This window comes from Streptomyces sp. NPDC031365, assembly GCF_055569765.1.
The window spans coordinates 97,073-122,541 of the sequence record NZ_JBVIIM010000010.1 but is presented as its reverse complement, the minus strand read 5'-3'; the positions used below and the strand labels follow the sequence as shown (position 1 = coordinate 122,541).

The window sequence follows — 25,469 nt, the reverse complement described above, 5'->3', positions numbered from 1 at the left end:
TGACCCTAACGGCCGGGTGGTGTCGACGGGGCATGTTGAGCGAGGGCGTGCTCCAGGGTCGGCAGGAAGCTGCGAACGTGGGCGTTGCGCTGTCGGCGGCGCAGGTCTGCGGCGAGCTGGTGGAGCAGGGCCACGCTGCGTGGCGAGCGCACGACGTCGAGGCGGTCGGTGACGATCTGGCCGACCTCGCAGGCGGCCTCCAGATCACCATGGGCGCTGTAGCCCAGGGCCAGCCAGGCCCCTTCGAACATGGCCCTGCGCTGGCTGGGGTCGCCGCGCGGGACGTCGTACGCCCCGGACCGGAGCATCTCCGCACCCTGGGCGAGGAAACGTCGTCCCCGCGTACCGCCATCCGCCTTCAGCTGGGCGCGGCCCATCTGGACAAGGCCATAACCGGCCTGGCAGTCGAGGTGGTTGTCGGTGAGGAAGTACATCCAGCGGGGTTCCTCCTGGCCGCCGTCCCGGCTGGTGATCAGTTCGCGTGCGGCCCCACGGGTGTGGGCGAAGTCGTTGTCACGGTCGGCGGTGGCGTACGCGTACGCGAGCCGGGACAGGACGGATGCCCGTACGGCCGGCGGTGCGGCGTCGCTGGCGCGGCGAGCAGCCTCGCCGAGAGCGATGGCGTCCGCCGGGTGGCCCCGACTCGCGGCCTGGAACGAGAGGTCGCCGAGGATGTGGGCGCACAGGGGCAGGTCGTTGACCTGATGCGCCGCGCGTAGCGCCGTGGCGAAGTAGCGCTGCGCCAGACCGTGATCGGCAGCGTCGAAGGCCATCCAGCCGGCCAGCTGACCGATCTCCGCGAGCGCGCGAATGAGACGGCTCGCGACGGCTGGAGCGTGACCGCCCTCGCGGATCAGAAGGCCGACCGCACGGAACTGGGCGCCTACATAGGGGAGATGCCGTGCTCCACCGTGCTCGTCATCGAGTGCGGAAAGCATGGGCAGGTGCTGTTCGACTTGGTCCACGAGTGGATCGGCGCCCACGGACGGCGTGATCCGATGCGTGTACTGGCCGCGCCCCGCGGTGCCGTCGAGGTACTGGGCGACGATCGCGAGGAGCCCCGCGCCCGAGATCGCGAGGAACCGGCGTCGGTCGACGAGCCCTCCCATCACCCAATCCTCCACGGTCGCCTCCATGCCCTGCACGGTCCAGGGCCGTGCGAGATCCGTGTCGGCCGGAACGAGCGTCGAGGAGTCGCCCACGCGGCCCTGCCAGAGTTCGGCCACCGACACAGGTCTACCCAGTTCCTGGGAGAGCACGTAGGCGGCCATCATCGGTAACGGCGAGCGCGGCAGCGAGCCGGCGTCCCGCCAGTGGTAAGGCGCCGACTCAGCAACCGTCCCAGCTCCGAAGACCCTGTTGAGCTTGCGAGCGAGCGCCTTCGGGCTCCACCCGAGTTCATCGAGGCACCCCGCCAGTACGGCGTTGGGTTCCCCTGCCTGCGGTGCCACGTGCGACCACCTCTTGCCCCAGTGGTTCGTCCATCACTTCTCGCGCTCCCTCATGGTGACGTCCTCGGGCCGCTGGTTCACCTGCTTCTCAACGAAGTTGACCGAGTTGACCCGTTGATCGGGTCCTGCGCGACCCCCCTCCTCCGGTGTTCTTGGATCCCGGCGGAAGGCGCCGCCCTCGGTGCCGACGGAAAGAGGTGGGCCTTGAGATACCGCACGAGCACCGTGCGAAGCCGTCTCGGCAGTGTGTTGGACCACGACACCGAGCGTCCGGCCTGCGGCCCGGCGTCCGAGCACACCGACGGTGCCGGCGCGACGACGCTGATCACAGATCTGCCGTACGGGCCGAAGGCGGCCGAAATCGCCCGGAAGGCTGTGGCCGTCGCGCTCCACGGAGCCGAGGAGGCCCTCCTCGATGACGCCCGCCTCATCACGTCGGAGCTCGCGACGAACGCGTTCTCCTCGGGCAGCCCGCCTCTGATCCTGTGCGTCGATCGCACAGACCCGACCACTGGCGGTCTGAAGGTCGAGATCACTGTCACCGACGGCGGCTGCTCTCAACGGGCGCCGTCTTCCCCTCAGGCTCCGGGCGAGGAGGCCGAATCGGGACGAGGTCTGGTCATCGTCGAGGCCCTGGCCGACGCCTGGTCGTTGACGACCGGCGCCCACGGCACCCGCGCCTGGTGTCGGCTCACCCGCGAGGCCCGGCCCTCGACCCCCGGCACCTGATGCCCACGCCTGCGACTCCCCTCTTCGAAGGAGGCACCACCCGGTGCGCATCCACCATGCAACTTCACCGCCCCCGCCCACGGCCGTACCGGAGGCGGTCCGGCGGCCCCGTATCATCGTCGCCCTCCACGAGGGCTTCTACGGCGCAGCGTCGGGCACGGGATTCAGCAACCGCGCCTTCCTTACGTCGCTCGCCCGCCTCCTGCCGCCGGGCCGCCTCTCCGTCATCACCCCGCACGTGCCGGAGACAGCGGGAGCGCACGACCAGCGGTGGGCCGACGAGGTCCAGCAGATGCTTCGTCAGGCCGAGGCCGACGTCATCACGACCCCGGAGGTCCAGGCGGCGCCGTTGTCGATCCACGGTTCCGTACAACTGTGCGACTTGGCGGGCGAGGCGGCCGTACGCATCGCTGAGCGAGCGAACCGGTGTCTCCTCATCGGCCTCGACATCCCGTTCCTCGGGCTGGCGCCCTACACGTCGCCGACCATGGACCTGCTGCTCGTTCCCCGTTCCACGACGGCGCTGACGCGGCCCAAGGATGTGTCCCGCGTTCGCTGGGAGCGGGATGCCCTGCGGGCGGCAACGATCCGTGGCGGGCGCATCGGCGCCATCTCCTCCCACATGCGGGGCCATCTCCTCGTCAACTACGCCGTCCCTCGAGGAAGCATCGTGAGCATCCCGAACGGGCTGATACAGGAGGAGCTGGCCAGGCCGGCCATCGTGCTGCCCCTGCCCTTCAAGGCCCGCGCCGGATTCCTTCTCGCCATGGGCCGCGCCGTGCCGTCGAAGGGCTTCGATGACCTTCTGGAGGCGCTGCTCCTCCTCAAGCAGCGTGGGGTTCGCGCTCCGCACTTGGTCCTGGCGGCCGTGACCTCGGACGAACACGAGCGCCCCACCTCATACCAGGAGGACCTGGCGGCGCACATCCACGCATACGGCCTGGACGCGACCCTGATCACGCGCTTCACCCCGGCGATCCGCGCATGGCTGTACAACCCGGCCCTGCGCGCAGTCATCGTTCCCTCACGCGAGGAGCCCTTCGGGCGCATCCCCCTGGAGGCGTTCGCGGCCGGAGCCGGCCCAGTGGTGGCGACCACGGCCGGCGGACTCGCCCAGACGGTCATCGAAGGCGAGACCGGCTTCACCGCCGCACCACGGGACGCCAAGTCTCTGGCCTCCGCGCTCCATCGCGCCTTGACCGTCCTGCCCAGGGAACGTGACCGGCTCCGGAGCGCCGGGGCGGCCTTGGTGCGCTCGCGTCACGACTACGAGTCCAGCATCGCTTCCATCATCGGGCGCATCGCCCCTTGGGCCCTGGAGCCCGCGTCAAGCGCGGAAGGACGATCGCGATGAACCGGCCGGTCGTGTTGATCAGCCTGGAGTCCCCGCACTGCTTCTGGCGGCTGTCCGCCGAGCACGAGCGGGCGCTGTCGGCCGCCTTCCCCGGAGTCGAGTTCCGTACGGCGACCGAGGAGACCGTGCCGCACCAGCTGGCCGAAGCGCACGTCTATTTCGGCTGGACGTTCAAGCCGTCGTGGTTGTTCGGCGCCCCTCACCTGAGGTGGATCGCCTCCCCGGCAGCCGGCACCGACCATCTGCCCGTCGCCGAGGCCCACTCCGTCGGAGTCGCTCTGACCCGCTCGTACGGGTTCCACGGCAGGCCCATGGCGGAGCACGCCATGGGGATGGTCCTGGGATTCTCACGTGGCCTGTTCATGAGTCAGCGGGTCCAGCGGAACCGGTCCTGGTGGAAGGACGACCTGGCTGAGGAGTTCTTCGACCTGGCGGGGGCGACGATGACCATCGTCGGCTGTGGCAGCATCGGCGAGCACCTCGCTCGTGCAGCCCGCTCCTTTGGGATGGACGTCGTCGGCGTACGGCGCACGCCGCCGGTGGCCGTCGAGGGCGGGATCACGTGGATGCACGCGTCGGCAGTGCACCAGGCGGTCGCCGTCGCCGACGTGGTGGTCGATCTGCTGCCCGCCACCCGGGCCACTGACCGTTTCTTCGACCACGACCTCTTCACGGCGTTCAAGCCGAAGTCCCTCTTCCTCAATCTCGGCCGTGCGACGACCGTCGACCAGTCGGCTCTGCTGGCCGCTCTCAACGCTGACCACCTTCGCGGCACAGCCTTGGACGTCTTCGCCCCCAAACCGCTGCCGGTCCGCCATCCACTGCGTCTCCACCCGCGGGTCGTCCTCACGCCGAAGAGCTCCACGCTCAGCCGCACGTACATGGACGAGGCGGTCGCGTTCTTCGCCGTCAACCTGCGCCGCTACCTCACCGACCAGCCGCTCAACGGCCTGGCCGAGGTGCCCGCTGCTCGCTCTCCCCTCGTAGGAGGCTGACCAATGCCGACCACACGCCACCGCGACCTGGTTGCCGCTTTCACGGCGACCGGCCGCAACCACCCCTACCTGGCCTTCACCCTGAACTCGCTCTGCAACCTGGACTGCGTGTTCTGCAAGCCGCGCTGCATGCCGGACTACGGGCACAAGGACCGACCCCTGACCGCCTCCGACTACGCGGCCATCGCCGCCGAGGCCGGCGCCTGGAAGATCAAGAAAGCGCACTGCTCCGGCGGCGAGCCGACCCTCCGAGCGGACATCGTCGACGTGATCGCGGGCCTGGCGAACGGCCTCGGGTCCGACGCCGCGATCGGCATGACCAGCCACGGCAACCTGCGCCGCGGCCTGAGCGTTGAGAAACTCCACCGCGCCGGTCTGACGTACCTCAATCTCAGCCTCCACAGCCTCGACCCCGACCGGTCCGCCGAGATCATGGGCGGCGGCGACCCGCGCGTCACCCGGCGCACCCTCGACACCGCCCTCGCCCTCGGCCTGCGCGTGAAGATCAACTGCGTTCTGCAGCGCACCTATCTGGTTGACGCCTTCGCCGTCGCCGAGCTGGCCCGCGACCTGCCCATCGCCGTCCGGCTGATCGAGCTCCAGAACATTGGCCCCGCCCAAGCGCTCTTCGACACCGAGTTCATCAGCGAGGCGGAGGTTCGAGACCGTCTCCACGAGTGGTTCGTGAACGCCGGCGAGGTGCGCAGGGACGAGCTCGGGGTCCGCAGTCCCGGGCAGTATCTTCGCCCGGACGGCTGGGCGGGCTCGATCGGCTTCATCTCGAACTCCAGCTGCGCCACCTGCTCCGACGCCAACCGCATCAAGATCACGCCCACGGGCGTGGCTCGCCCCTGCATCCTCCACAACCGCGACATCCCTCTGAAGCCCCATCTCGCCGACGGCACCCTCGGCAACGCCTTCGCCCACCTCTTCCAGGCCATGCTCGACCGCAACGCCAACGACGCCTGGCAGGGCTTCCACTACGTCGACTACGACCTGCGCTGGGACCGGATGGAGCGTCCCGAAGGCACCCCGGTCCTGCCGCTTCTCCCTCTCTTGACCACGGAAACGGCCCGGCCCTCCTGCGCCCGCGCATCCACCGAGGAGCGGTGATGGTCATGGTTGAGGCGCCCCTGTACCCAGGGCTCGGGGCGCTGTACGAGCGCGAGCTGGATGCTCACGGCGTCGGCGCGGCGATGCTCACCCACAAGTGGCAGCCGGCCGACCTGCTGGCGCCCCACTCCGACATCGACGTACGGATCCTCATCCCAGAGGCACCGACGGACTGGGAGGAGTGGAACCACCGCCTGGCCGCCGCTCACACGGCCGCGGTCGGCAGGGACATCTCTCACAAGCGTCTCTTGGAGCACCCGCCCGGCTTCGCGTTCACCATGGTCGAGGCCGACGGACGATTTGTCTCCGCGCCCGAGCTGGCGACCTGGTCGCTGATCAGTGGGAGCGTCCGTGACTTCCAACGCTGGAAGTCACGGGCCCAGATGGCGCCGTGGCGCGAGGTCGACGAGCGGTTCTACCGGGGAATCCTCCAAGCCCGGTTGGGCGGCCGGTACCAGCTGGCGGCGGACAGCATCGACAACGTGGTGGAGGACGTCGTCGCGTACCGGCGCCACTGCGTGGCCTGGCACTACCTCGCCCCGTGCTGGTTCGCCGCAGCCGCTCTCGCGACACGGACCCGCTGCCCCGGCAAGACGGCCGCCCTCACGCAGTGGCGGCCGGACGGGCTGGATGGGTACGCCGAACTGTTTCTCGGGCATGCCGACGACCGGTCCGACGCTCGCCCTCGGGGCCCGCGTCACCTGCTTCGCACGGCCCATGTCGCTCTGGAGGCGGCGATGCGCCGCGTTCCCGACGCGCCCAGCACTGTCGGCGAGTGCGGCTTTCACGCCGACACCGACTGGGTGATGACAGCCGGGATGCTCCGCGTACGCGTCGCCCGCTGGCTGTACTACCTCGACCCGCCGCCCGGTGTCGCGACCGAGTATCTGATCCGTCGCGAAGCGAAGGAACTCCGATCCGCCGCAGGGACCTTGAACGCGCTCGCGGCCGACGAGACCACTCCCGCCCAGCGGCTGGCCGCCCGAATGGCGAGGCTGGTCCCCACCGGCCCGACCACCGCCGGCACCCTGCGCGCGACCCTCGCGCTCTGGCACCAGCAGAGGTCCACCGTGCAGAACTTCCTCAGCCACGCCCCCGGTGACATCCACCCCTGACACAGGAGTCCCGCCATGCCCGCGCGTGCACCCCTGCCCCGCACCCTCAAGACGGCCAAGGTCAAGATCACGACCAAGTGCAACCGGTCCTGCGACTTCTGCATCTTCGCCGACGGCGCCCAGGGCGAGAACATGCCCATGGAGCTGTTCTCCACCATCCTGGCCAGGCTGGAGACCATCCCGTTCCAGCAGCTGCACATCAACGGTGGCGAGCCCACGGTGCACCGGGACTTCCCCGCCCTCAGCGACGCGGCCCGCGCCCGCCTGCCCGACAAAGTCATGGTCCTCGGCACGAACGCCATCACTCTGGCCCGCAACAAGCGGATCATGGATGCCACTCTCCGCTCGTACGACCAGGTCCTCATCGGCTGCGACGACGAGCACGAGAACTACGACGAGGTCCACGCTGTAGTGCCCCGCCTCCGCGAGGCCGGCAAGACCGTGGTCATCAACAGCGTCTTGGAAGGCATCAGCGCCGCCCGCCTCACGCAGCTCGCGAGGCTGTGCGACACGTACGGCGCCATCCACGTCACCAACCACGTGCACCACGTCGACGTCGGCCAGCCGGCGAACGAGCTGCGTGGCCTCTGCGACCGCTATCTCGACCAGCACCTGATGATCGAGATGGACGGGTCCTGTTACCGCTGCTTCAACGCCATGGCGAAGGACGACAGCGAGTTCAGCATCTGGGACGAGGACTTCGCGGCGAAGGTCTTCGCGCCCCGAGGCCACCACTTCCGCTTCTGTCTGCGCTGCCACGAGTACACCGACTCCGGCGCCGCCCTCCTCCCCGCCCCGGCCCTCACCGTCTGACCCCAGACCGGAGGTACACGACCATGCCCGCAGCCCTCGGACTGAACTTCCACCACGACACCAGCGCCGCCTTAGTCGTCGACGGCTTCCTCTACGCGGCCGAAGAGGAACGCTGGAGCGGCGTCAAGCACAACCACCCCACCCGCAAGGGCACTCTCACCATCCCGACCCGCGCGCTCCAGTGGTGCCTGGAGGCCGCCGGCCTCGAACCGCAGGACATCGACGTCGTCTGGGCCGCCTCCATGCGCCCCAACCCCGCCGCCGGCTGGTGGCTGGCCGAGGAGCGCGACGAACTCGCCGCCCTCCTGCCCGTCCCGCTCGGCGAACACCTCCGCCTCCTCTCCCACCACACGGCCCACGTGCTCTCCGGCTATCTGCTCTCCGGCCCCGAGCACGCAGCGGGCCTCGTCATCGACGCCGGCGGCTCCTCCCTCGGGTCCGACTTCGGTCCGGGGCGGGAGCGCATCACCGGGTACGACCTGCGCCCCGATGGCATCGACCGCCTCCACCAGGGCATGCCGACCGTTGTCCCCAGCCCGGCCGGGCCCCGGCGCGTCCACTCCTCCCTTGGCCACTTCTACCGGAACCTCGCCCGACGAGTGATCCCGCCCGGCGACGAGCCCGAGGGCAGCATGATGGCGCTCGCGGCCTTCGGCGACCCCCAGCGCTACGCAGCTCAGCTCCGGGATCTCGTACGGCTCGGAGACGACGGCGAGGTGCGCATCGAGTACCCGTGGGGCACGGCGGACAGCGGCACCCCGCTGCTGCTCGGTAGCCGGGCCTGGACCGCCGACAATGTCGCGGAGCAGCCAGAACACGTACGGGCCGACCTGGCCGCCGCCGTTCAAGAGGTCTTCGCCGAAACGGTCGTCCACGTCGCCCGACACCTGCAACGTCTCACCGGATCCTCGACGTTGGTGTTCTCGGGCGGGTGCGCCCTGAACTCCCACCTCAACGGTCAGCTGGCCGCCGACAGCGGCTTCGACACCCTCTTCGTGGCACCGGCCCCGCACGACGCGGGCACCGCCGTGGGCGCCGCGCTCTACGGCTGGCACTACCAGCTCGGGCAGGAGCGCCTCCCAGTGCCGACAGACGCGGCCTGGGGCCCGCACCCGGGTGCCGTGCCAACGCTGGCGGTGCCGACTGGGTACCGCGCCCTGACCGGCCTCGGACGGGGACTGGAGCCAACCGTGGCCGCGCTGCTCGCGGAGCAACACGTCGTCGGCTGGGTGCGGGGGGCGCTCGAATTTGGACCGCGTGCCCTCGGTCATCGCTCGATCCTTGCCCACCCCGGCCACACCGCCACGCGTGATCGACTCAACGCGATCAAGAAGCGAGCGACGTACCGTCCCTTCGCCCCGGCTGTCCTGGCCGAACACGCCACGGAGTGGTTCATGTCGGAAGGCGACCCTTTCATGAACCGGGTCGCTCACGTCCGACGGTGCCAGGCCGCCCGCATCCCCGCAGTCACCCACCATGACGGCACCGCTCGCGTCCAGGCCGTCGCCCCCCACCATCAGGGCCTGAGAGAACTCCTGGAGCAGTTCCACGAGCGCACCGGACTACCGCTACTGCTGAATACCTCGTTCAACCGAAAGGGCACCCCGATCCTGCGGACCGCCGAGCAGGCCGTGGCAGCGGCGGCTGACCTCGGCCTCGACGCCCTGGCTGTCGGGGACACTCTCCTGCTCGCCGACCACGTGTCCGACCCCCGTGCCACGGCTCTCCTCACGAGGTGAGGCGGATGAACCCCACCGACCTGGACCACATCCTCACCGTGCTCGGCACCGCTCTGTGGAGCACAGACGAGCAGTCCTTCGCCGAAGTCGCCGGCCCCCTGGCCCTCACCGTCTACGACGGCCACACCCGCGACCAGGGCACCCCGTACCTGGAGCACCCGTTGGCCGTCGTCACGCTCTTGCGCACCGAAATCAGGGTCAGGCACCCTGAGACCCTCGTCCTCGCCCTTCTCCACGACGCCCTGGAAGTGGCTCCCGAAGCGGAGGCGCTGCTCGTCCAGCACCTCGGAGCCCGGTTCACCGCCCGCCTGCGTGCCATGACCGCCGACCACCGCCTCGAACAGCGTCCCAAGGCCGCTGGCGACGAAACCAACTGGCGCTTCAAGCAGGCCGCGCTCCCATCCGAGGACCTCCTCGTCCGGTTCGCCGACCGCCTTCACAACCTGCGCGACCTTGCCCTCTCGCCCAACCTTGACCGGCGCCGGCGGTTCCTCCGGAGCCTGGAGGACTTCTACCTCCCGATTGCCGACGCCGCCCGCAGCCTCAGCCCCCACCTGGCGGCCATGCACGCGCTGCTCCACGCCGAGTACGACCGACACCAACAGGAGGTACGTCCGTGAAGCGGATCGTCTACTCGATGGAGCCGGTCGGCCGGACCGGCGGCCGGGTCTACCTGCGGATGCTCCACGAGGCGACGGCCGACGACGTGGAGTGGCGCACGGTCCCGGACCACAAGCGCACCTACCGCGTCCGCCGCTGGCGCAAGCTCCGCCACCTTGCCCGCCTGGCCCCTTCCATACGGACGCTGCACGGCACCACCGGCACCTTCGTGTGGGACGACCTGAGCCTGCTGCTCTTCACCCCGGAGATGAGGGCCCGCACGGTGTTCCTCCTCCACCACTACGAGCCGCTGCAGCACGACTCCGCACCCGTCGAGGCCATGCTCTGGGAGCACCTGTTCAGGATGCTGCCGCAATGTGCTGCCGTGGTCTGCGTCGCCCCGTACTGGGCGGACTTCCTCCGGGCCCGAGGCGTCCGCAACGTGCAGGTGATCTACAACGCCTTCGACATGACGGAGGTCGAGAGGGCACGCGGCTTCGACCGCGCCGAATGCCGCGCCGAGTTTGACCTGCCCCCGGACGCGATAGGCGTGTACGCGGGCAAGGCTGTGCACTGGAAGGGCATCGAGGAGGTCTCAGCGGCTCTGGCCGGCGACCGAAGGCTGCGGGTGATCACCAGCGGCAGCAACACCATCGGCTTCGACGGTGCCCACTACGACGTGGAACGCGAGCATTACCTGCGGCTTCTCTTCGCGTGTGATGTCGGCGTCTTCCTCCCCCGGATGCGGGAGGGCTGGAGCCGCTGTGCGGCCGAGGCCCTGCTGCTCGGCCTGCCGTGCCTGATCCGCCCGGTGGCCGGCCTGGGCGACCTCGCTACCCTGACCGGTCAGCCGGCCCCCGACCTCGACCGCCTGCCGACGCAGGTCCGGGAACGCGCGGCAACGCGTCAGGCCGAGGCCAAGGCCGCATACGAGGCTCTGGCCCGGTTCGATCTGAACTACTTCGGCAACGCCTGGGGCGACCTGCTGGCGCAGGTCGCCTGACCAACGACTATGCCTGCGTAGCGGCCAGCTTCTTGGCCGCGGCGTCCAGACGGGCGAGCACGCGGTCCCGGCCGAGCAGCTCCATGGACTCGAACAGAGGGAGTCCGATCGTCCGGCCGGTGACCGCTACCCGGATGGGCGCCTGGGCCTTGCCCAGCTTGAGGCCGTGCTTCTCGCCGACGGCGAACAGGACGGCCTTCAGGTCGTCCGCTTTCCAGTCCGCGACAGTGGCCAGTTCGGCACGGGTGTCGGACAGGATGTCGCCGGCGCCGGCCTTCATCGCCTTGTTCCACGACGCCTCGTCCTCGACCGGCTCGTCGAGGAACAGGAAGTCCACGTAGCTGGTGATCTCCGACAGAAGCGCCAGTCGGGTCTGGGCCAGCGGGGCCGCCGCCTCGAAGAGGTTCCTGTCGAACGCCTCCGGGGCCCACGGCGCGTACGGGGCGACGAGCCATCGCGCACAGGCGTTGGCGAACTGCTCCGGCGAGAGCGCGCGGATGTAGTCGCCGTTGAACGCCGTCAGCTTCTTCACGTCGAAGAAGGCAGGCGCCGTGTTGACGTCCTCGATCCGGAAGAGCTGCTCCAGCTCCTCGTGCGGCATGATCTCCCGGTCGTCGCCAGGGCCCCAGCCCAGGAGCATCAGGTAGTTCACCATCGCCTCGGGCAGGAAGCCCTCGGCGAGGTAGTCCTCCAGCGCGACCTTGTCACGGCGCTTCGAGAGCTTCTGCCGCTTCTCGTTCACGATCACCGGCAGGTGCGCCCACACCGGCGGCTTCGCACCGAGCGCCTCCCACAGCAGCTGCTGCTTCGGCGTGTTCGACAGGTGCTCCTCACCGCGGATGACCTGCGTGATGCCCTCGTCCAGGTCGTCGACCACGTTGGCGATCAGGAAGACCGGGGACCCGTCACCCCGGGCAATGACGAAGTCCTCGATCGCGTTGTTCGGGAACGCCGGCTCCCCGCGGACCAGGTCGACCACGACGGTCTCGCCCTCGTCAGGCGTCCGGAACCGCAGCGCCCGTCCCTCCTCGAAAGCCAGTCCCCGGTCCCGGCAGAACCCGTCGTAACCCAGGTGATCCGAGCCCGTGCGCTCCTTCAGCTGCTCCCGGCTGCAGTCGCAGTAGTACGCCCGACCGGCCGCGAAGAGCTGCAGACCCGCTTCCCGGTGCCGATCGGCGTTGTGCGACTGGAAGTACGGCCCCTCGAAGGCGGCGTCCTCTTCGTGGATGCCGATCGCTGCGAGAGCGCTGATGATCCCGTCGATCCACTCCGGCTTGTTCCGGGCCGCGTCTGTGTCCTCGATCCGCAGGATGAACGTACCGCCGGACTGTCGCGCCACGGCCCAGTTGTAGAGAGCGGACCGTGCACCACCGACATGGAACATGCCGGTCGGAGACGGGGCGAAACGGACACGAACCGGGGCAGTAGACATGCACTCCAGGGTACCGACGCCGGGCACCGTTTTCGGACCACTGCGCCGACTCCGCATCCGCGCTTTCTGGCCGTCTTCGCCTCCTATTCGTACCTTGCCTTTCACCGTTCCCAGTGCCGCCGGCCCCTTGCCCCAGGCCGTTCACCGTGGTGAGCGACAGGAGTGTTGTCCCACAGCCCGAGGTGATCGCGAGCCGCGTCCCGCCGCAGCGCGGTTGGCGGCATGGGCATCTCATCACGGCGGGCTGACGGTCAAGTGGTACTGAGGGGGACGGTCAGTCGCTGCGGTTTATGAGACGGGTCACGTTCTCTTTCACCCAGTGCGAATACTCTGTCGCACTGCTCGCGAACTGAGGCGCTATGGGTGGCGATGACGACAGCGCATCCCGACTCGCTCATTTCGCGGAGAATATCGACTACCGTGCTCGCGTTGGCGTCGTCGAGGGCACCGGTCGGCTCGTCCGCCAGCACCAGCGCAGGCCGCTTGACCATGAGACGGGCAAGGGCCACACGCTGCTGTTCCCCACCGCTGAGATAGTGGATCGTCTCGTTCTCCCGGCCGCCCAGGCCCACGCGGTTCAACGCCTCGGCGATGGTCTTGCCCGGCTGGTCCGGCAAGGGCCGGCGCGGTTTCACGGCCACCTTGAGGTTCTCGGCAACGGTCGCGTTTTCGATCAGGGCGTAGTTCTGGAACAGGTAGCCGAGCACGTCACGGCGGAACCCACGGATCTCGCGCCGGCTGAATCGAGTGATGTCCTTGTCCTCATGGCGGATCACCCCCGCGCTCGGCTTGTCCAGCAGGCCGAGACAGTTGAGGAGCGTCGACTTGCCCGAACCACTGGGCCCGACGAGGGCGAGCATCTCGCCACGGGCAACGGTGAAGGTGACATCGGACCACAGAGTCCGAGAACCGTAGGACTTCGAGAGATTCTCGATATCGATCACGACAGTACTCCTGCTGAGGGGAAGGGGATCGCACGGGCGGGCCTCACGCCTGGGTCGCCCCTTCCCTAACGATGCGACGGTGGAAGACGGCGAGGGCAAGGAGCACAGCACCGAGTTCGATGACCACGAGCCCGGCGATGATGCTCAGATCAAGTCCGGTGAGCTCGACGAGCGGCCGGGGGAGGGGGGCACCGGACGCGGCGATCCGTTCCAGATCCTTGTTGCGCATCCACGTTTCGAAAGGTACCCGGGTGGCCAGGAGGAAGGCGATGGCCACCTCCACGCCGAGGATGAACCGGTGGGTGGCCACGTATCTCCACCCATTGATGTGCTGGGCGAAGATGGACTGGGAGTTCTTGCGCGCGTAGATGACGCAGATGCCGACACCGGCGATGAGGAGGACGATGACTGTCAGCACAAGGTTGAAGAGCTGCACCCGGAACTCGGTGACCACCTCTCGCATCTTCAGCGCGGAGTTCTCAGCGACAGGGCGGAGCGCCACGACGTAGACGCCCAGCCTGTTCCCCTGAATGGCGCGAACGACGACATCGGGGTCGGGGAAAACGACCCCCTCCTGCGCGGCGAACGCGGTGTAGCCGTCGTCGGACACAAAGTGTGAGCCGTTGGGGACCACGACAAGGACCGGGTCCTGTACAAGGGAACGGTCCTCCTTCTGGCTGTGGGCCGCGTTGTAGACCTGGCTTCCGGGGTTGTATGTGAAGACGCTCTGGCCGCTCTTGCCCGGGAGTGCTTCCAGTTGGCTCCGAGGGTCGAAGTCCGAAGCCAGTACTCCGACGACCGCCTTGCGGAGAGCCGCCTCGTGTCCGCGGAGAGCTTCGGGAACGATGAGCCGTACCCTGTCCTCTTTTGCCGTCTCGCCCTTCCGAGCCGCGGGCATGTAGCGCTGTCCCGCCGGGTCGAGGACGGGCTGTTGAGTAAGGAAGGTCTCGTTCACGACGAGCACTTCGCCTGGCGGAAGGTGTGAACCCGGCACCAGGCTCTGGAGGTCTCGGCGCCCGGCGAGAATGACCTTCCCGTTACCGTCGGCCCGACGCAACCACGGGCCGATCTCTTCAACCACCCTCTCCTTCTCACCGGAGAGACCTCCGTTGAGGCGGATGGTGACGGCGTCGCCCGCATCGGCGTAGGCTGCCCGGTTCTCTTGACGTGTCTCCATGTCTCTGCCGACCGCCGCGACGTCGGTGGCCACACTGAGTGTGAGCAGCAGAGCGGGGATGCGCACCAGGTAAACGCCGACGGATGCTGCCCGAGCGGGCAGGGCGCCCTTCACGGCGCGCAGCACGTCGACCTTGAACGTCAGGGCGATCACCGCCACATGAGCGGTCAGTACTAGAAGAAGGAGCAGTCCGGCCAAGACGGCGGCCAGGGCGGCGAAGAGGGTGAGCCAGGCAAAGCCGTTGTAGAGGCCGAGGAAAGTGAGTGCTACCGCAGTCACGGCACCGAGCGCCACCGCCCAGGGCACCAGCAGTTGCCTCAGGTCACGCACTACGAGATCCACCAGGGAGAAGCCCTGCAACCGCAGAATCCCATAAGTCCTCGCGGACAGCAGCACGCTCGCGCCGGTGAGGGTTACCGCGGCGAGAGCGATTACCCAGAACGACCAGTACATGACGCTATTGGTGTAGGTGGTGGCCAGTTCGCTATAGGAGAGCGGGTGGGACACGTCTGCCCGCAGGCCCAGGTCGGAGAACTCTGCGACCAGTGAGTCCGCGGCCTCCGGCGGTCCGAACACGTAGTAGTGGCCGCGCGGATCACGCTGCCCGATGTCGGCGATCGGATGCACGTCCGTGGCCAGGTTCGAACTGAACGCCGGATAACCCTCGTTCAGCCACGCGCCGGCTCCGGCCGGGTCATCTCCTGCGGCCATGTACAGGTGGCGACGGCCATCAGGTTCCCTCAAGTCGGGCACCTCACGAGCCACCGTGACGCCGTGGTCCTCGGCAAACGACGCGATCGACTGGGCAACCTGGGCGCCACTCGTCGAATCATCGGAGTCGAAGACGAAGATCACGGCCGAATTGCCCAGCACCTCGTCCTCGTCCAGTTCCCGGACGAACAGGAAGGCCAGCACCGCAGCGAAGAACAATACGGCGACGTGGACGAACTTGATACCTCGGTGCAGCATCGGCTTCCTATGTCGGATCACTGGGTCGGGCTTGTGAGACCGCGCTGGGCCGGTGAGATGTGGTGGGAGAGGGGCGGTGGACGGCGAGGGACGGACCACAGTGAGCCCCGGTGACGTCGACACCGGGGCTCACGGTAGTACTCAGGATCAGCGCGTGCAGCCCTTGTCCCAGTACGCCTTGCCCGTACCGCCGCCGAGCTCGGCCGACGCCAGGGCCCACGGCCCCGGTGCGGTGCAGCCGCTGTAGGCCCAGTAGTCGCCGTCCGCCGAGGACGAGTGGTTCACGGAGGCGTGCTTGTAGTTCGACCAGACGCTGCAACAGCCGGTGCCGTACGACCACTGACCGCCGCCCACATTGACGGAGGCCATCGCCGGAGCGCCTGCAGCCACGGTGAGGGCGACAGTCGCGAACACGACCTTGAGCACGTTCTTCGGTCTCAAAGCTGGACTCCTAGTCCCTAGGGGAGTGCACGGCCTGCACCCCTTGATGCGAACAGAACAAGAGTTTGACTACGCGGAATGATCTTTGACAACGGCTGGTCACGTGACGCGGGTCACAGAGATGATCTCCGGCCAAACTGAAAAGGGACATCCGCAACGGTTTCGCCTGTCCGATCATCCGCCCAGGTCGCATGCCTTTCGATACGTTCCAAGTGCCACGTGTAGAAGTGGCCTTGATCTCCCCGGAACAGGGTTGTCGCCCCTTCGAGAACCGCACAGACTGGCCCGGCCACCCCGTCAGTGTGATCGTTCGTCGACTCGCAGCCGGCCCCCACGATCGTCGGCCCGACGACTCTCCCGCTGACGTCCACCCATCGCTGACTGTGGTTCGCGCTTCTAACCTCGGGTCCTGAAGATCTCAATGAATCCCCCCATAGCCGCCATGCGGGACCGTCTGGCCATCTGGCTGATACCTGTTCTGTGGACCCTCGCCCTCGGTTCGTGGGGTTTGTCCCGCCAGCACAGCGTGTGGCGGGACGAGGCTGCGACCTGGCAGGTGGCCGAGCGTTCAACTGCCCAGATATGGCACATGCTTGGGCAGGTCGACGCCGTCCACGGGCTGTACTACCTGCTCATGCACGGCCTTTTCGCATGTTTCGGTCCCAGTACTACGACGCTGAGGCTGCCGTCCGTCCTTGCCATGGCGGTAGCGGCGGGGTGTGTGGCCGTCATCGGCCGCCGACTGGCTGGTGGCTGGGCCGGGCTGGGAGGCGGCCTTGCGTTCGGGCTCCTACCGGCCGTGCAGTTCCAGTTGCAGGAAGGCCGCCCGTACGCACTCGTCACGGCCGGAGCAGGGATCTCAACACTCCTGCTCGTGACTGCCCTCACCGCCCGGCGTCAACGGCCGAGCCTATGGGTGGCGTACGGGGGCATTGTGTTGGTATGCGGACTGCTGAACTGGTTGTCGCTACTGCTCCTGCCTGCTCACTTGGTGACCCTGATGTGGAGGCGCTCCGGGCGCAGACTGTGGAAACGCTGGGCGGTGGCCTCCGCGGTCGGCACAGCGTGCGTAATGCCCCTAATCTTCTTCACTCGAAGCCAGTCACAGCAAATTTCCTGGATACCGCCGTTGTCGTGGCACATGATGATCGGCCCGGCAGTTCTGCTGGCGATCGGCGGCCTCGGAGCGCTGACGGACCGGCGGCGGGAGAGCGGCCCGTCCGTCGCGACCGTCGGGTTCCCCCTTCTGGCAGTGCCGCAGATCGTCCTGCTCGGCATCTCGCTAATCCGCCCGATGTTCCTGGAGCGCTACATACTCTTCAGCTACTTGGGCTTGGCCCTGCTGATCGGTACCGCGCTGGGCGCCGCGGTGCGAGCGGCGACGCCGAGGTTTCCCAGAGCACATGTGTACGTGCTACCCGCGGTGCTGACCGTGGCGACGGTGGGGCTGCTGCCGCAGTCGCTGGCCAAGAGGTCCCCGGCGAGCCGAGTGGATGACGTCCTTGCGATCGCTTCGGACGTGCGGCGACTCAAGCGGCCCGGCGACGGCGTGCTCTTCGTCCCGGCCGCACGGCGCGACACCAAGTCAGTCTCCCCCGACGCCTTCACCGGCCTCAGGGACATCGCACTGGCGGAGAGTCCTGAGGTGTCCGGAACGCTCAAGGGGGTGGAGGCGGACCCGGTGCGGATCCGCGCCGCGATGCTTGCGCAGACGGAGATATTGCTGGTGACTGATGCCCCGGAGGCCGCGTCGACCGTGACGTCCGCCCGGGACAAGGCAAAGCTCTCGGTGCTGGATGAATACTTCAGGGCGGTGACGAACGAGCAGGACCGCGGCCGGCGGGTAACGGTGTACCGGAGGCTCGGGCCCGCCCGGCCCTGAGCCGGGACGACCCACCGGGTTTGAGTTGACCCCGCCGCTGGCCACGCATGCGCTGCAGGCAGTTCACTTTGATCTCTGTTCTGCCTGTCTGCCTGTCGGCGTAGGCGGACGGACAGCCGGTCGTCGTCGGCATCGCGCGGCGTATCGCGGGTGCGGATATGCGGGCGTCAGACGTCCTGCTTGCGTGAGCGCTGCGTGAGCGGACTGGGTGACACCAGTGCGGACCAAGTAAGATCCCGGTCAGCCCGCGAGCCTCTGATCTGCGGAAACGGGATTCGGTGGCACCGTTCGTCATCACCCGAGATGATCATGCAGGCCCTCGTCATGCGTAGGTCTCGGGTTCGAATCCCGAAGGCGGCTCCACCTGAACCCCAGGATGGAAGCACTCCGACCTGGGGTTTTGCCGTTCAGCGGATGCGGCGACGGCGGGTGGGCAGGGCACGACGGGCGGTGTGCCGGCCAAGGCGCCGGGGCGCGGCGCCTGCGGCTCCCGCGCACCCGGGAGCATCGGCCCGCCCCCCCAACCCCGGTGACGAACCCGTCGGCTGGCCGGCGGTGGCGCTCCGCGGCCCGCCCGACCACGGCGATGCCCGGGTCGACCGGACCCTCCGCGGTCAGGTGTGCAGGGTCGCTTCGCCCCGGACCACGATGCCGGTCCCGTCCCCCGGTCGTACCGCGACCGGTCCCGGCACCCTGACGAAGACGGGGGCGTCCAGGTCCCCGACCTCGACGGCGACCATCGCGTCGTGGCCGTAGAAGCGGACGTCCACGACCTTGCCGCGCGCGCCGTCCTCGGTCAGAGCCAGCTGTTCCGGGCGCAGCACCACCGTCCCGGTGGTGGCACCGCCGGCGGCGGCCAGCGGGACCGGCCCGAGGGGGGTGTCGGCCGTGGAACCGCCCGTGACGGTGGCGGGAAGGAGCACGGCGTCGCCGACGAATCGGGCCACCCACAGGTCGGCGGGGTGACGGTAGATCTCCTCGGGCGTACCGCACTGGGCGACCCTGCCCTCCCGTACGACCGCTACCAGGTCGGCGGTGGACAGGGCTTCCTGCTGGTCGTGAGTGACCAGCACACCGGTGGCACCGGTGGCGAGGAGCGCGGAGCGGACATCGGCCCGCAGTCCCGCGCGCAGGGCGCTGTCGAGCGCGTTGAACGGTTCGTCGAGCAGCACGAGGGCGGGCGCGGGGGCCAGCGCCCGGGCGAGGGCGACGCGTTGCTGCTGGCCGCCGGACAACTCGTGCGGCATGCGGTCGCCGAGGCCGGGCAGTCCGACCAGGTCCAGCATCTCCTCGGTGCGCCGGCGGCGCTGGGTACGCGGTGTGGCGCTCAGGCCGAACGCCACGTTGCGGGCGATGGTGAGGTGAGGGAAGAGCGCGCCCTCCTGGGGCACGATGCCGATGTGACGGCGCTCGGGCGGCAGGTGGACACCGGGCCCGCACACGACGCGTCCGCCGAGTTCCACGGTGCCCGCGTCGGCGCGCAGGAACCCCGCGACGATGCGCAGCAGGGTGGTCTTGCCGCAGCCGGAGGGCCCGAGCACGGCGGCCAGCCGCCCCGCCGGGACACTCAGGTCCAGGCCGTCGAGCACGTGGGCCGAGGCGCCGTAGGACTTGACGAGCCCGGTGATCCGCAGATCGGTCATGTGCGGTGCCTTCCGAGGAGGTACGACGGGATCGCCGCGATCAGGATCAGCGTGGCGGCGTACGGCGCGGCGGCGGCATAGGAGGCGGTGGTGGTCTCGGCCCACAGCCGGGTGGCGAGGGTGTCCATGCCGGTGGGGTGCAGCAGCAGCGTGGCGGGGAGTTCCTTCATGCAGACCACGAAGGTGAGGGCGGCGCCGGCCGCGATACCGGGGGCGGCGAGCGGCACGGTGACCTCGCGCAGTACCCGCAGCGGTCCGCGGCCGAGCGAGCGTGCGACGTCCTCGAGCAAAGGCGGCGACTGCAGGACGGCGGCACGGGTCGCGGCGACGGCGACGGGCAGGAAGAGCACCGCGTAGGCGGCGATGAGCAGGGGGAGTTCCTGGTAGAGCTGGGGGGCGTAGCGGACCGCGAGGAAGACCATGGCGAGGGCGACGGTGATGCCGGGTACCGCGTGTCCGGCGTAGGCGGCCTGCTCCAGCAGGTGTGCGGTGCGTGAGCGGTGGCGGGCGGCGAGGATGCCGACGGGCAGCGCGAGGACGGTGGTGAGCGCGGCGCCCAGGGCGGCGACGGTCAGCGTGGTGCCCGCGGTCTGCAGCAGCCGGTCCGGTTCCCAGGTGCGGGAGTTGCCCACGGACAGCCAGTAGCCCAGGGTGGCGAGCGGGAAGGCCACGCCGGCTGCGGCGGCGGCCGAACACCAGCCCAGTGCGGGCCACTTCAGGGCGCCGAGCCGGATCGGGGGAACGGGCCGTGCGGTGCCGCCGCCGGTACGGGCATGCCCGGCACGGCCGCGGGTACGGGCCTCGGCGGCGACGAGCAACACCGTCATCAGCACCAGGACGCAGCTGAGCGCGGCGGCCGGGGTGCGGTCGAAGCTCGCCCGGTACGAGGTGTGGATGGCCCGGGTGAAGGTCTCGTACCGCATGATCGAGACGGCCCCGAAATCGGAGAGGACGTACAGCGCGACGAGCAGGCCGCCACCGGCCGCCGCGGGGCGCAGCTGCGGCAGGGTGACGCGCCAGAAGGTTCGCAGCGGACCGTGGCCGAGTGAGCGGGCGGCCTCCTCCTGCGCCGGGTCCATGCCGCGCAGCGCGGCGGCCACCGGCAGGTGCACGTACGGGTAGCTGACCAGTGTCAGCGCGAGGGCGCTGCCGGTGAATCCGGCGAGGCGGGGCTCGGCGGAGAGCCAGGCGAAGGCCGCGACGTAGCTGGGCACGGCGAGCGGCAGCGCGGCGAGCACCGACCAGACGCGGGCGCCGGGCAGCGCGGTCCGCACGGTCAGCCAGGCCAGCGAGATGCCCAGGACCAGACAGGCCGCGACGACGACGACGGCGAGTCCCAGGCTGCGGGTGAGCAGTTCGAGGGTGCGGTCGGTGGTGACGATGTCCCAGGCGAAGCCGGGACCGCGTTCCAGGGCCCGGACGCCCAGATAGACCAGCGGCAGCAGCGCGAGGGCCGCCGCCGCGCAGGCCCCGGCGACCAGGAGCAGCGGCGGCCGGCGCCCCGCACGGGTGCGTCCGGCGCGCCCGCGCCCGGACGGCGCGGGCGCGGCATCCGGGCGGGGGGCGGCAGGGGCCGGCCGGCCGGTGATGTTCATGTGCGGTGCACCGGTTCCGTCAGACCATTCCGGCTTCCTGGAGCATCACCAGGGTCTCCTGGAGCGACTCCAGCTTGCTCAGGTCGATCTCGGGCGCGTCGATGGAGTCCAGCGGCGGCAGGCCCTCGACCTCACTGGTGACACCGGCGGCCAGCGGGTACTCCTTGGTCGTGTCGGCGAAGTAGGTCTGCGCCTCGGCGGAGAGCAGGTAGTCGACGGCCTTCTGCGCGGCCGCGCTCTGGTCGCCGCCCTTGAGGACGCCCACACCGGCGACGTTGACCAGCGCGCCGGGATCACCCTTGACCGGGAAGTGCAGTTCGGCGGTCATCTTGTCCGCCCCGACCTCGGCGGCCTTCTCGAACCAGTAGTAGTGGTTGATCAGACCGAGGGTCACCTCGCCGGAGTCGACGGCGTCGAGGATGGCCCCGTTCTTCTCGTACACCTGGGGGTCGTTGGCCTTGAAGTCCTTCAGCCACTCACGGGTGGCGTCGTCACCCTCCAGAACGCGCATGCCGGTGACGAACGCCTGGAAGGAGGCGTTCGTGGGCGCGTAGCCGACCTTGCCCTTCCACTCGGCCTTGGTCAGGTCGTGCACGCTGTCCGGGGCCTTGTCGGTCTTCTCCGGGTTGTAGGCGATGACCCGGGCCCGCCCCGACACGCCGACCCACGTGCCGTCCTCGGCACGGTAGGCGTCGTCGACCTTGTCCAGGGACTTCTGCGGCAGAGCCTGAAGACGTCCCTCCTTGGCGAGGGCACCGAGCGCGCCCGCGTCCTGGGCGAGGAACAGGCCGGCCTTCGTCCCGTCGCCCTCCTCGAGCAGCTGCGAGGCGAGCTCGGCGCTGTCGCCGTAACGGACCTCGACCTTGGTGCCGGTGGCCTTCTCCAGCTTCTTCAGCAGCGGATCGATCAGCTCCTCGTTGCGGCCGGAGTAGACGACGAGCGTGCCGCTCTGCTCCGCGGCCGTGGCCCCCGTACCGGTTCCCTTGTCCTCGTCCTCGCTGCCGCACGCGGCCATGAGCGGAGCCACGAGGGCCACCGCGGCGAGTGTGCTGAGTCGGCGCATGGTGATGCGTCCCATGGGGGTGCCTTGCCTTTCTTCTCTCTGAGCACCTAATAGATAAGGTATGCCTAACCTAAGAGTCAATCGGGACGCCCGAGCGTGCCCAAGCCGAGACCCTTCGCCGCAGGTCGGACACCGGCGGAACGCGGCTCGCGCGGTGCCCGGAGGCGGAGGACGGGCCGGTCCGTCGGCGTGGCGGAGGACAGTGGAGCGACCGTGGTGGCGCCGCAGCTGTGGCCGCGGGACGTCGAGGCGTGTTCCGGGCCGCGGCAGGCCCTCATCGGTGCACACCAGTGGCTGTCGTACGCCCTGATCGTCACCGGCTGGATCCTGGCAACGGCGGTGGTCGTGGGGGTGACGCGCACGGGGAGCCGGCCGTGGTCCACCTCCGGGCGGCGTACTTTAGGCGTCCTTACTGTGAACGGTTAGCATCGCCCGTCAGCGGAGCGCCAGTTGCAGTGAGGTGAGGGACATCGAGACGCCGAGGATTGCCGTCGCCGTGGTGACCATGGGGAACCGGCCGGCCGAAGTGGACGCGCTTCTGGAGTCCGTGGCGAAGCAGGATGTGCCGCCCGCGCGGATCGTGATCGTGGGGAACGGCTGCCCGCTGCCCGAGTTCGCCCGGCGGCTGTCACTGCCCGGTGAGGTCACCACCGTCGAGCTGGAGGAGAACCTCGGCTGCCCCGGCGGTCGGAACGCGGGGATCGAGCGGCTGCGGGAGTTCGGGGACGTGGACGTCGTCGTCGAGCTGGACGACGACGGCCTGCTGGTCGACGCCGATGTGCTGCGGCGCGTACAGGAGTTGTACGCCGCCGACGATCGGCTCGGGATCGTCGGATTCCGGATTGCCGACGAGCTGGGCGAGACGCAGCAGCGCCATGTGCCCCGGCTCGGGAAGGCCGACCCGATGAAGGGCGGGTACGTCACCGGGTTCCTCGGGGGCGGGCACGCGCTGCGGATGACGATGCTGGACGAGACCGGCGACTGGCCCGGCGCGTTCTTCTTCGCGCACGAGGAGACCGACCTCGCCTGGCGTGCCGTCGACGCCGGGTGGCGGATTCTCTACGCACCCGAACTGCTGCTCCAGCACCCGAAGACCTCGCCCGCCCGGCACGCCATCTACTTCCGGGTGAACGCCCGCAACCGGGTGTGGCTGGCCCGGCGGCGGCTGCCGCTCGCGCTTGTGCCCGTCCATCTCGGGGTGTGGGTACTGCTCACCCTGTTGCGGAACCGGTCGCTCCCTGGGCTGCGTGCCTGGTTCGGCGGGTTCATGGAAGGGCTGCGGGAGCCGGCGGGGGAGCGCCGGGCCATGCGCTGGGGGACGGTGTGGCGGCTCACCCGGCTCGGGCGGCCGCCGGTCATCTGAGCAGCGGGTCGTCCGAGCCGCCGGGCGCAGGGGGGTCGAGGGCGGCCCGGTCGTCGTTCACCCGGTCGCTCCACCCGCACCGCGAACGGAGCCGTCTTCCTCGGGGAGGGGAACTCCGAGCGCGCGATGCCGGTCCGGGCCGGTCCGGACCCGCTGTGCCGAGGCCATAGAACTCCCGTGCGCTGCTCCGGGTGGCGGTCTGAGCCGGGAATCCCTCGCCTCAGCGAGGCGACTGCCCGATGCCGGACGCATGGGCTGATCATTTGGCGTCGGCATAGCACTCCACCACCGCCGTCGTGAACGGGAACCGCACGGGGGTCTCCCCGAAGGTGAGCCGGCCGGCCAGGTCCGCGGCCTGCCGGATCGCTTCCGCCACCGTCGTCGCCTCCTCCGCAGGGCAGTGCACGATCACCTCGTCGTGCTGGAAGAAGACCAGTTCGGCCGCCATGCCGCCGAGGGTCCGCCGCAGCGCGGCGAGCAGCAGCAGCGCCCAGTCGGCGGCGCTGCCCTGGACCACGAAGTTGCGGGCGAAGCGGCCCCGGGCGCGGGCGTCGGTCGAGGCGTAGCCCGGGGCCCACGGGCGGGCGTCGGAGACCTGCTCCTCCTCCTCCGGGAGCGGGATGCCCGCCTCCTCCACGGCGTCGTCCGTCGTACGGGCGGCCGGCGGGCAGGTGCGGCCCAGCCAGGTCCGCACGAGCCGGCCCTCCTCGCCCGCGTGGGCGGCCTCGTCGACGTAGGCCACCGCCTTGGGGAAGCGGCGTCGGAGCGCGGCGAGGTTCTTCAGGCCGTCGCCGGAGGTCTGGCCGTAGACCGCGCCGAGGACGGCGAGCTTGGCCTGCGCGCGGTCGCCGGAGAAGGCCCGGTCGGACACCGCCTGGTACAGATCGGTATCCCGGCCGGCCACCTCCATCAGCCCGGGGTCGCGGGAGATCGCCGCCAGCACCCTCGGCTCCATCTGGTCGGCGTCGGCGACCACGAGCCGCCAGCCCGGGTCGGCGACGGCCGCGCGGCGGATCACCTTGGGGATCTGCAGGGCGCCCCCGCCGTTGGTCACCCAGCGGCCGGTCACCGTCCCGCCCGCGAGGAACTCGGGCCGGAAGCGGCCGTCGCGCACCCAGTCCTGGAGCCAGGACCAGCCGTGGGCGACCCAGATCCGGTACAGCTTCTTGTACTCGATGAGCGGTTCGACGGCCGGGTGGTCGATGGACTCGAGCTCCCAGCGGCGGGTCGAGGAGACCTTGATACCTGCCCCCGCGAACGCCCTGACCACGTCGGCGGGCAGATCGGGCCGGACCCGGCGGCCGAAGGCGGCGGACACCTCGGCGGCGAGTTCGGCGAGCCGGCGGGGCTCGCCGCCGGCGTACCGCTCGCCGAGCAGGTCGTGCAGCACCGTGCGGTGCACGTCGGCCCGCCAGGGCAGCCCCGCGCGGTTCATCTCGGCGGCCACCAGCATCCCCGCCGACTCGGCAGCGGTCAGCAGCCGCATCCGGTCCGGGTGTGCGGTTGCGTCCGTGCGCCGCTGCTGCTCGGCGTAGACCGCGAAGAGATCGGCCGGCGGCAGCGGGACGCCCCGGGGTTCGAAGAGGGACGACTGCGCGCCCGGTTCGGCCTGGCGCTGCGGCGGATCGGGCGGTACGGGGCCGCCGCGCAGCCGGGCCAGCGCGGCCGCCGCCGAACGGGGTTCCCCGTACCGCCCTTCGTGACCGAGCAGGAGCGTCTCGGCTGCCTCGATGTCGTACGCGCGCTCGACTCGCACCCCCGTGGCGAGCAGGCGCGGGTAGACCTCGGCGGTGGACCGCCACACCCACCGCGTGACACCGGGACGGCTCCGCACGGCCTCGGCGAGGTCCGGCTCCCGCCGCACCGGACCGGCGGGCAGCCCGTCCGGACCGAGGGGGGCGACGTCCACGCCGCCTTCCTCGGCCGGAGCGAGTGCCCACCGGTCGGTCATGCCGTGAGTGTGGCAGGGGGGTCTGACATTGATGCCGACACCCGGTTCCGCAGCCCGGCCCCGGTGCGACCGGCACTGCTGCCGGGCGGTCCCGCTG

Annotated in this window: 20 protein-coding genes; 11 read left to right on the top strand and 9 right to left on the bottom strand. The window is 69.7% G+C overall.

Annotated elements, in window-relative coordinates; genetic code table 11:
- Window positions 1-5 precede the first annotated feature (5 nt).
- Window positions 6-1,451 carry a carph-isopro domain-containing protein gene (locus tag ACZ5C2_RS17310; RefSeq protein ID WP_468791239.1) on the bottom strand — a complete coding sequence of 482 codons (1,446 nt, stop codon included), beginning with the start codon at window positions 1,449-1,451 and terminating at the stop codon, window positions 6-8.
- Window positions 1,452-1,676: 225 nt separating this feature from the next.
- Between ACZ5C2_RS17310 and ACZ5C2_RS17305 the strand changes: the two genes are divergently transcribed.
- From ACZ5C2_RS17305 to ACZ5C2_RS17265, 9 genes are read left to right on the top strand one after another with little or no spacing between them, the layout of a single operon-like run.
- Complete coding sequence (locus tag ACZ5C2_RS17305) at window positions 1,677-2,180, top strand: ATP-binding protein (RefSeq protein WP_468791237.1); 504 nt, start codon at window positions 1,677-1,679, stop codon at window positions 2,178-2,180.
- Window positions 2,181-2,223: 43 nt separating this feature from the next.
- Entirely contained in the window at window positions 2,224-3,534 is a 1,311-nt protein-coding gene (locus tag ACZ5C2_RS17300) for a glycosyltransferase family 4 protein (protein WP_468791235.1), read from the top strand.
- On the top strand, window positions 3,531-4,529 hold the full coding sequence (locus ACZ5C2_RS17295; protein ID WP_450327744.1) for a D-2-hydroxyacid dehydrogenase: 999 nt from the start codon (window positions 3,531-3,533) through the stop codon (window positions 4,527-4,529). The genes ACZ5C2_RS17300 and ACZ5C2_RS17295 overlap by 4 nt, the downstream gene beginning before the upstream one ends.
- Before the next feature lie 3 nt (window positions 4,530-4,532).
- Window positions 4,533-5,642, top strand: coding sequence for a radical SAM protein (locus tag ACZ5C2_RS17290; RefSeq protein ID WP_468791233.1), 1,110 nt, complete (start codon window positions 4,533-4,535; stop codon window positions 5,640-5,642).
- Between the two features lie 5 nt (window positions 5,643-5,647).
- Entirely contained in the window at window positions 5,648-6,757 is a 1,110-nt protein-coding gene (locus ACZ5C2_RS17285; RefSeq protein ID WP_468791231.1) for a hypothetical protein, read from the top strand.
- Between the two features lie 15 nt (window positions 6,758-6,772).
- Entirely contained in the window at window positions 6,773-7,570 is a 798-nt protein-coding gene (locus ACZ5C2_RS17280; RefSeq protein ID WP_468791229.1) for a radical SAM protein, read from the top strand.
- Between the two features lie 23 nt (window positions 7,571-7,593).
- Window positions 7,594-9,309 carry a carbamoyltransferase C-terminal domain-containing protein gene (locus tag ACZ5C2_RS17275; RefSeq protein WP_468791227.1) on the top strand — a complete coding sequence of 572 codons (1,716 nt, stop codon included), beginning with the start codon at window positions 7,594-7,596 and terminating at the stop codon, window positions 9,307-9,309.
- Between the two features lie 5 nt (window positions 9,310-9,314).
- Window positions 9,315-9,929, top strand: coding sequence for an HD domain-containing protein (locus ACZ5C2_RS17270; protein WP_468791225.1), 615 nt, complete (start codon window positions 9,315-9,317; stop codon window positions 9,927-9,929).
- A complete protein-coding gene (locus ACZ5C2_RS17265) occupies window positions 9,926-10,912 on the top strand; it encodes a glycosyltransferase (RefSeq protein WP_468791223.1) in 987 nt (328 codons plus the stop codon). The genes ACZ5C2_RS17270 and ACZ5C2_RS17265 overlap by 4 nt, the downstream gene beginning before the upstream one ends.
- Window positions 10,913-10,919: 7 nt before the next feature.
- Here the strand turns inward: ACZ5C2_RS17265 and gltX are convergent, their stop codons facing one another.
- The 4 genes from gltX to ACZ5C2_RS17245 form a co-directional block, all read right to left on the bottom strand.
- Complete coding sequence (gltX, locus tag ACZ5C2_RS17260) at window positions 10,920-12,296, bottom strand: glutamate--tRNA ligase (RefSeq protein ID WP_468791540.1); 1,377 nt, start codon at window positions 12,294-12,296, stop codon at window positions 10,920-10,922.
- 299 nt (window positions 12,297-12,595) lie between these two features.
- The gene (locus ACZ5C2_RS17255; protein WP_468791221.1) at window positions 12,596-13,288 is read right to left on the bottom strand and encodes an ABC transporter ATP-binding protein; all 693 of its coding nucleotides are present in this window, start codon (window positions 13,286-13,288) and stop codon (window positions 12,596-12,598) included.
- 43 nt (window positions 13,289-13,331) lie between these two features.
- Entirely contained in the window at window positions 13,332-15,434 is a 2,103-nt protein-coding gene (locus ACZ5C2_RS17250; RefSeq protein ID WP_468791219.1) for a hypothetical protein, read from the bottom strand.
- A 147-nt stretch (window positions 15,435-15,581) separates the two neighbouring features.
- A complete protein-coding gene (locus ACZ5C2_RS17245; protein WP_468791217.1) occupies window positions 15,582-15,875 on the bottom strand; it encodes a lactococcin 972 family bacteriocin in 294 nt (97 codons plus the stop codon).
- A gap of 442 nt (window positions 15,876-16,317) precedes the next feature.
- On the opposite strand from ACZ5C2_RS17245, the gene ACZ5C2_RS17240 reads away from it, so the two are divergent.
- Window positions 16,318-17,757, top strand: a complete 1,440-nt coding sequence (locus ACZ5C2_RS17240) for a glycosyltransferase family 39 protein (RefSeq protein WP_468791215.1) — start codon at window positions 16,318-16,320, stop codon at window positions 17,755-17,757.
- Window positions 17,758-18,371: 614 nt separating this feature from the next.
- On the opposite strand, the gene ACZ5C2_RS17235 is transcribed toward ACZ5C2_RS17240, so the two are convergent.
- The 3 genes from ACZ5C2_RS17235 to ACZ5C2_RS17225 are packed head-to-tail and all read right to left on the bottom strand — an operon-like array spanning window position 18,372 to window position 22,073.
- On the bottom strand, window positions 18,372-19,400 hold the full coding sequence (locus ACZ5C2_RS17235; RefSeq protein WP_468791213.1) for an ABC transporter ATP-binding protein: 1,029 nt from the start codon (window positions 19,398-19,400) through the stop codon (window positions 18,372-18,374).
- The gene (locus tag ACZ5C2_RS17230) at window positions 19,397-20,995 is read right to left on the bottom strand and encodes an ABC transporter permease (protein ID WP_468791211.1); all 1,599 of its coding nucleotides are present in this window, start codon (window positions 20,993-20,995) and stop codon (window positions 19,397-19,399) included. The genes ACZ5C2_RS17235 and ACZ5C2_RS17230 overlap by 4 nt, the downstream gene beginning before the upstream one ends.
- A gap of 19 nt (window positions 20,996-21,014) precedes the next feature.
- Window positions 21,015-22,073: an iron ABC transporter substrate-binding protein gene (locus ACZ5C2_RS17225; RefSeq protein ID WP_468791209.1), complete on the bottom strand. Its 1,059-nt coding sequence runs from the start codon at window positions 22,071-22,073 to the stop codon at window positions 21,015-21,017.
- A 454-nt stretch (window positions 22,074-22,527) separates the two neighbouring features.
- Here ACZ5C2_RS17225 and ACZ5C2_RS17220 point away from each other — a divergent pair, with 454 nt between their 5' ends.
- Entirely contained in the window at window positions 22,528-23,421 is an 894-nt protein-coding gene (locus tag ACZ5C2_RS17220) for a glycosyltransferase family 2 protein (protein WP_468791537.1), read from the top strand.
- Window positions 23,422-23,680: 259 nt separating this feature from the next.
- On the opposite strand, the gene ACZ5C2_RS17215 is transcribed toward ACZ5C2_RS17220, so the two are convergent.
- Complete coding sequence (locus tag ACZ5C2_RS17215) at window positions 23,681-25,372, bottom strand: bifunctional 3'-5' exonuclease/DNA polymerase (protein ID WP_468791207.1); 1,692 nt, start codon at window positions 25,370-25,372, stop codon at window positions 23,681-23,683.
- Window positions 25,373-25,469 lie beyond the last annotated feature (97 nt).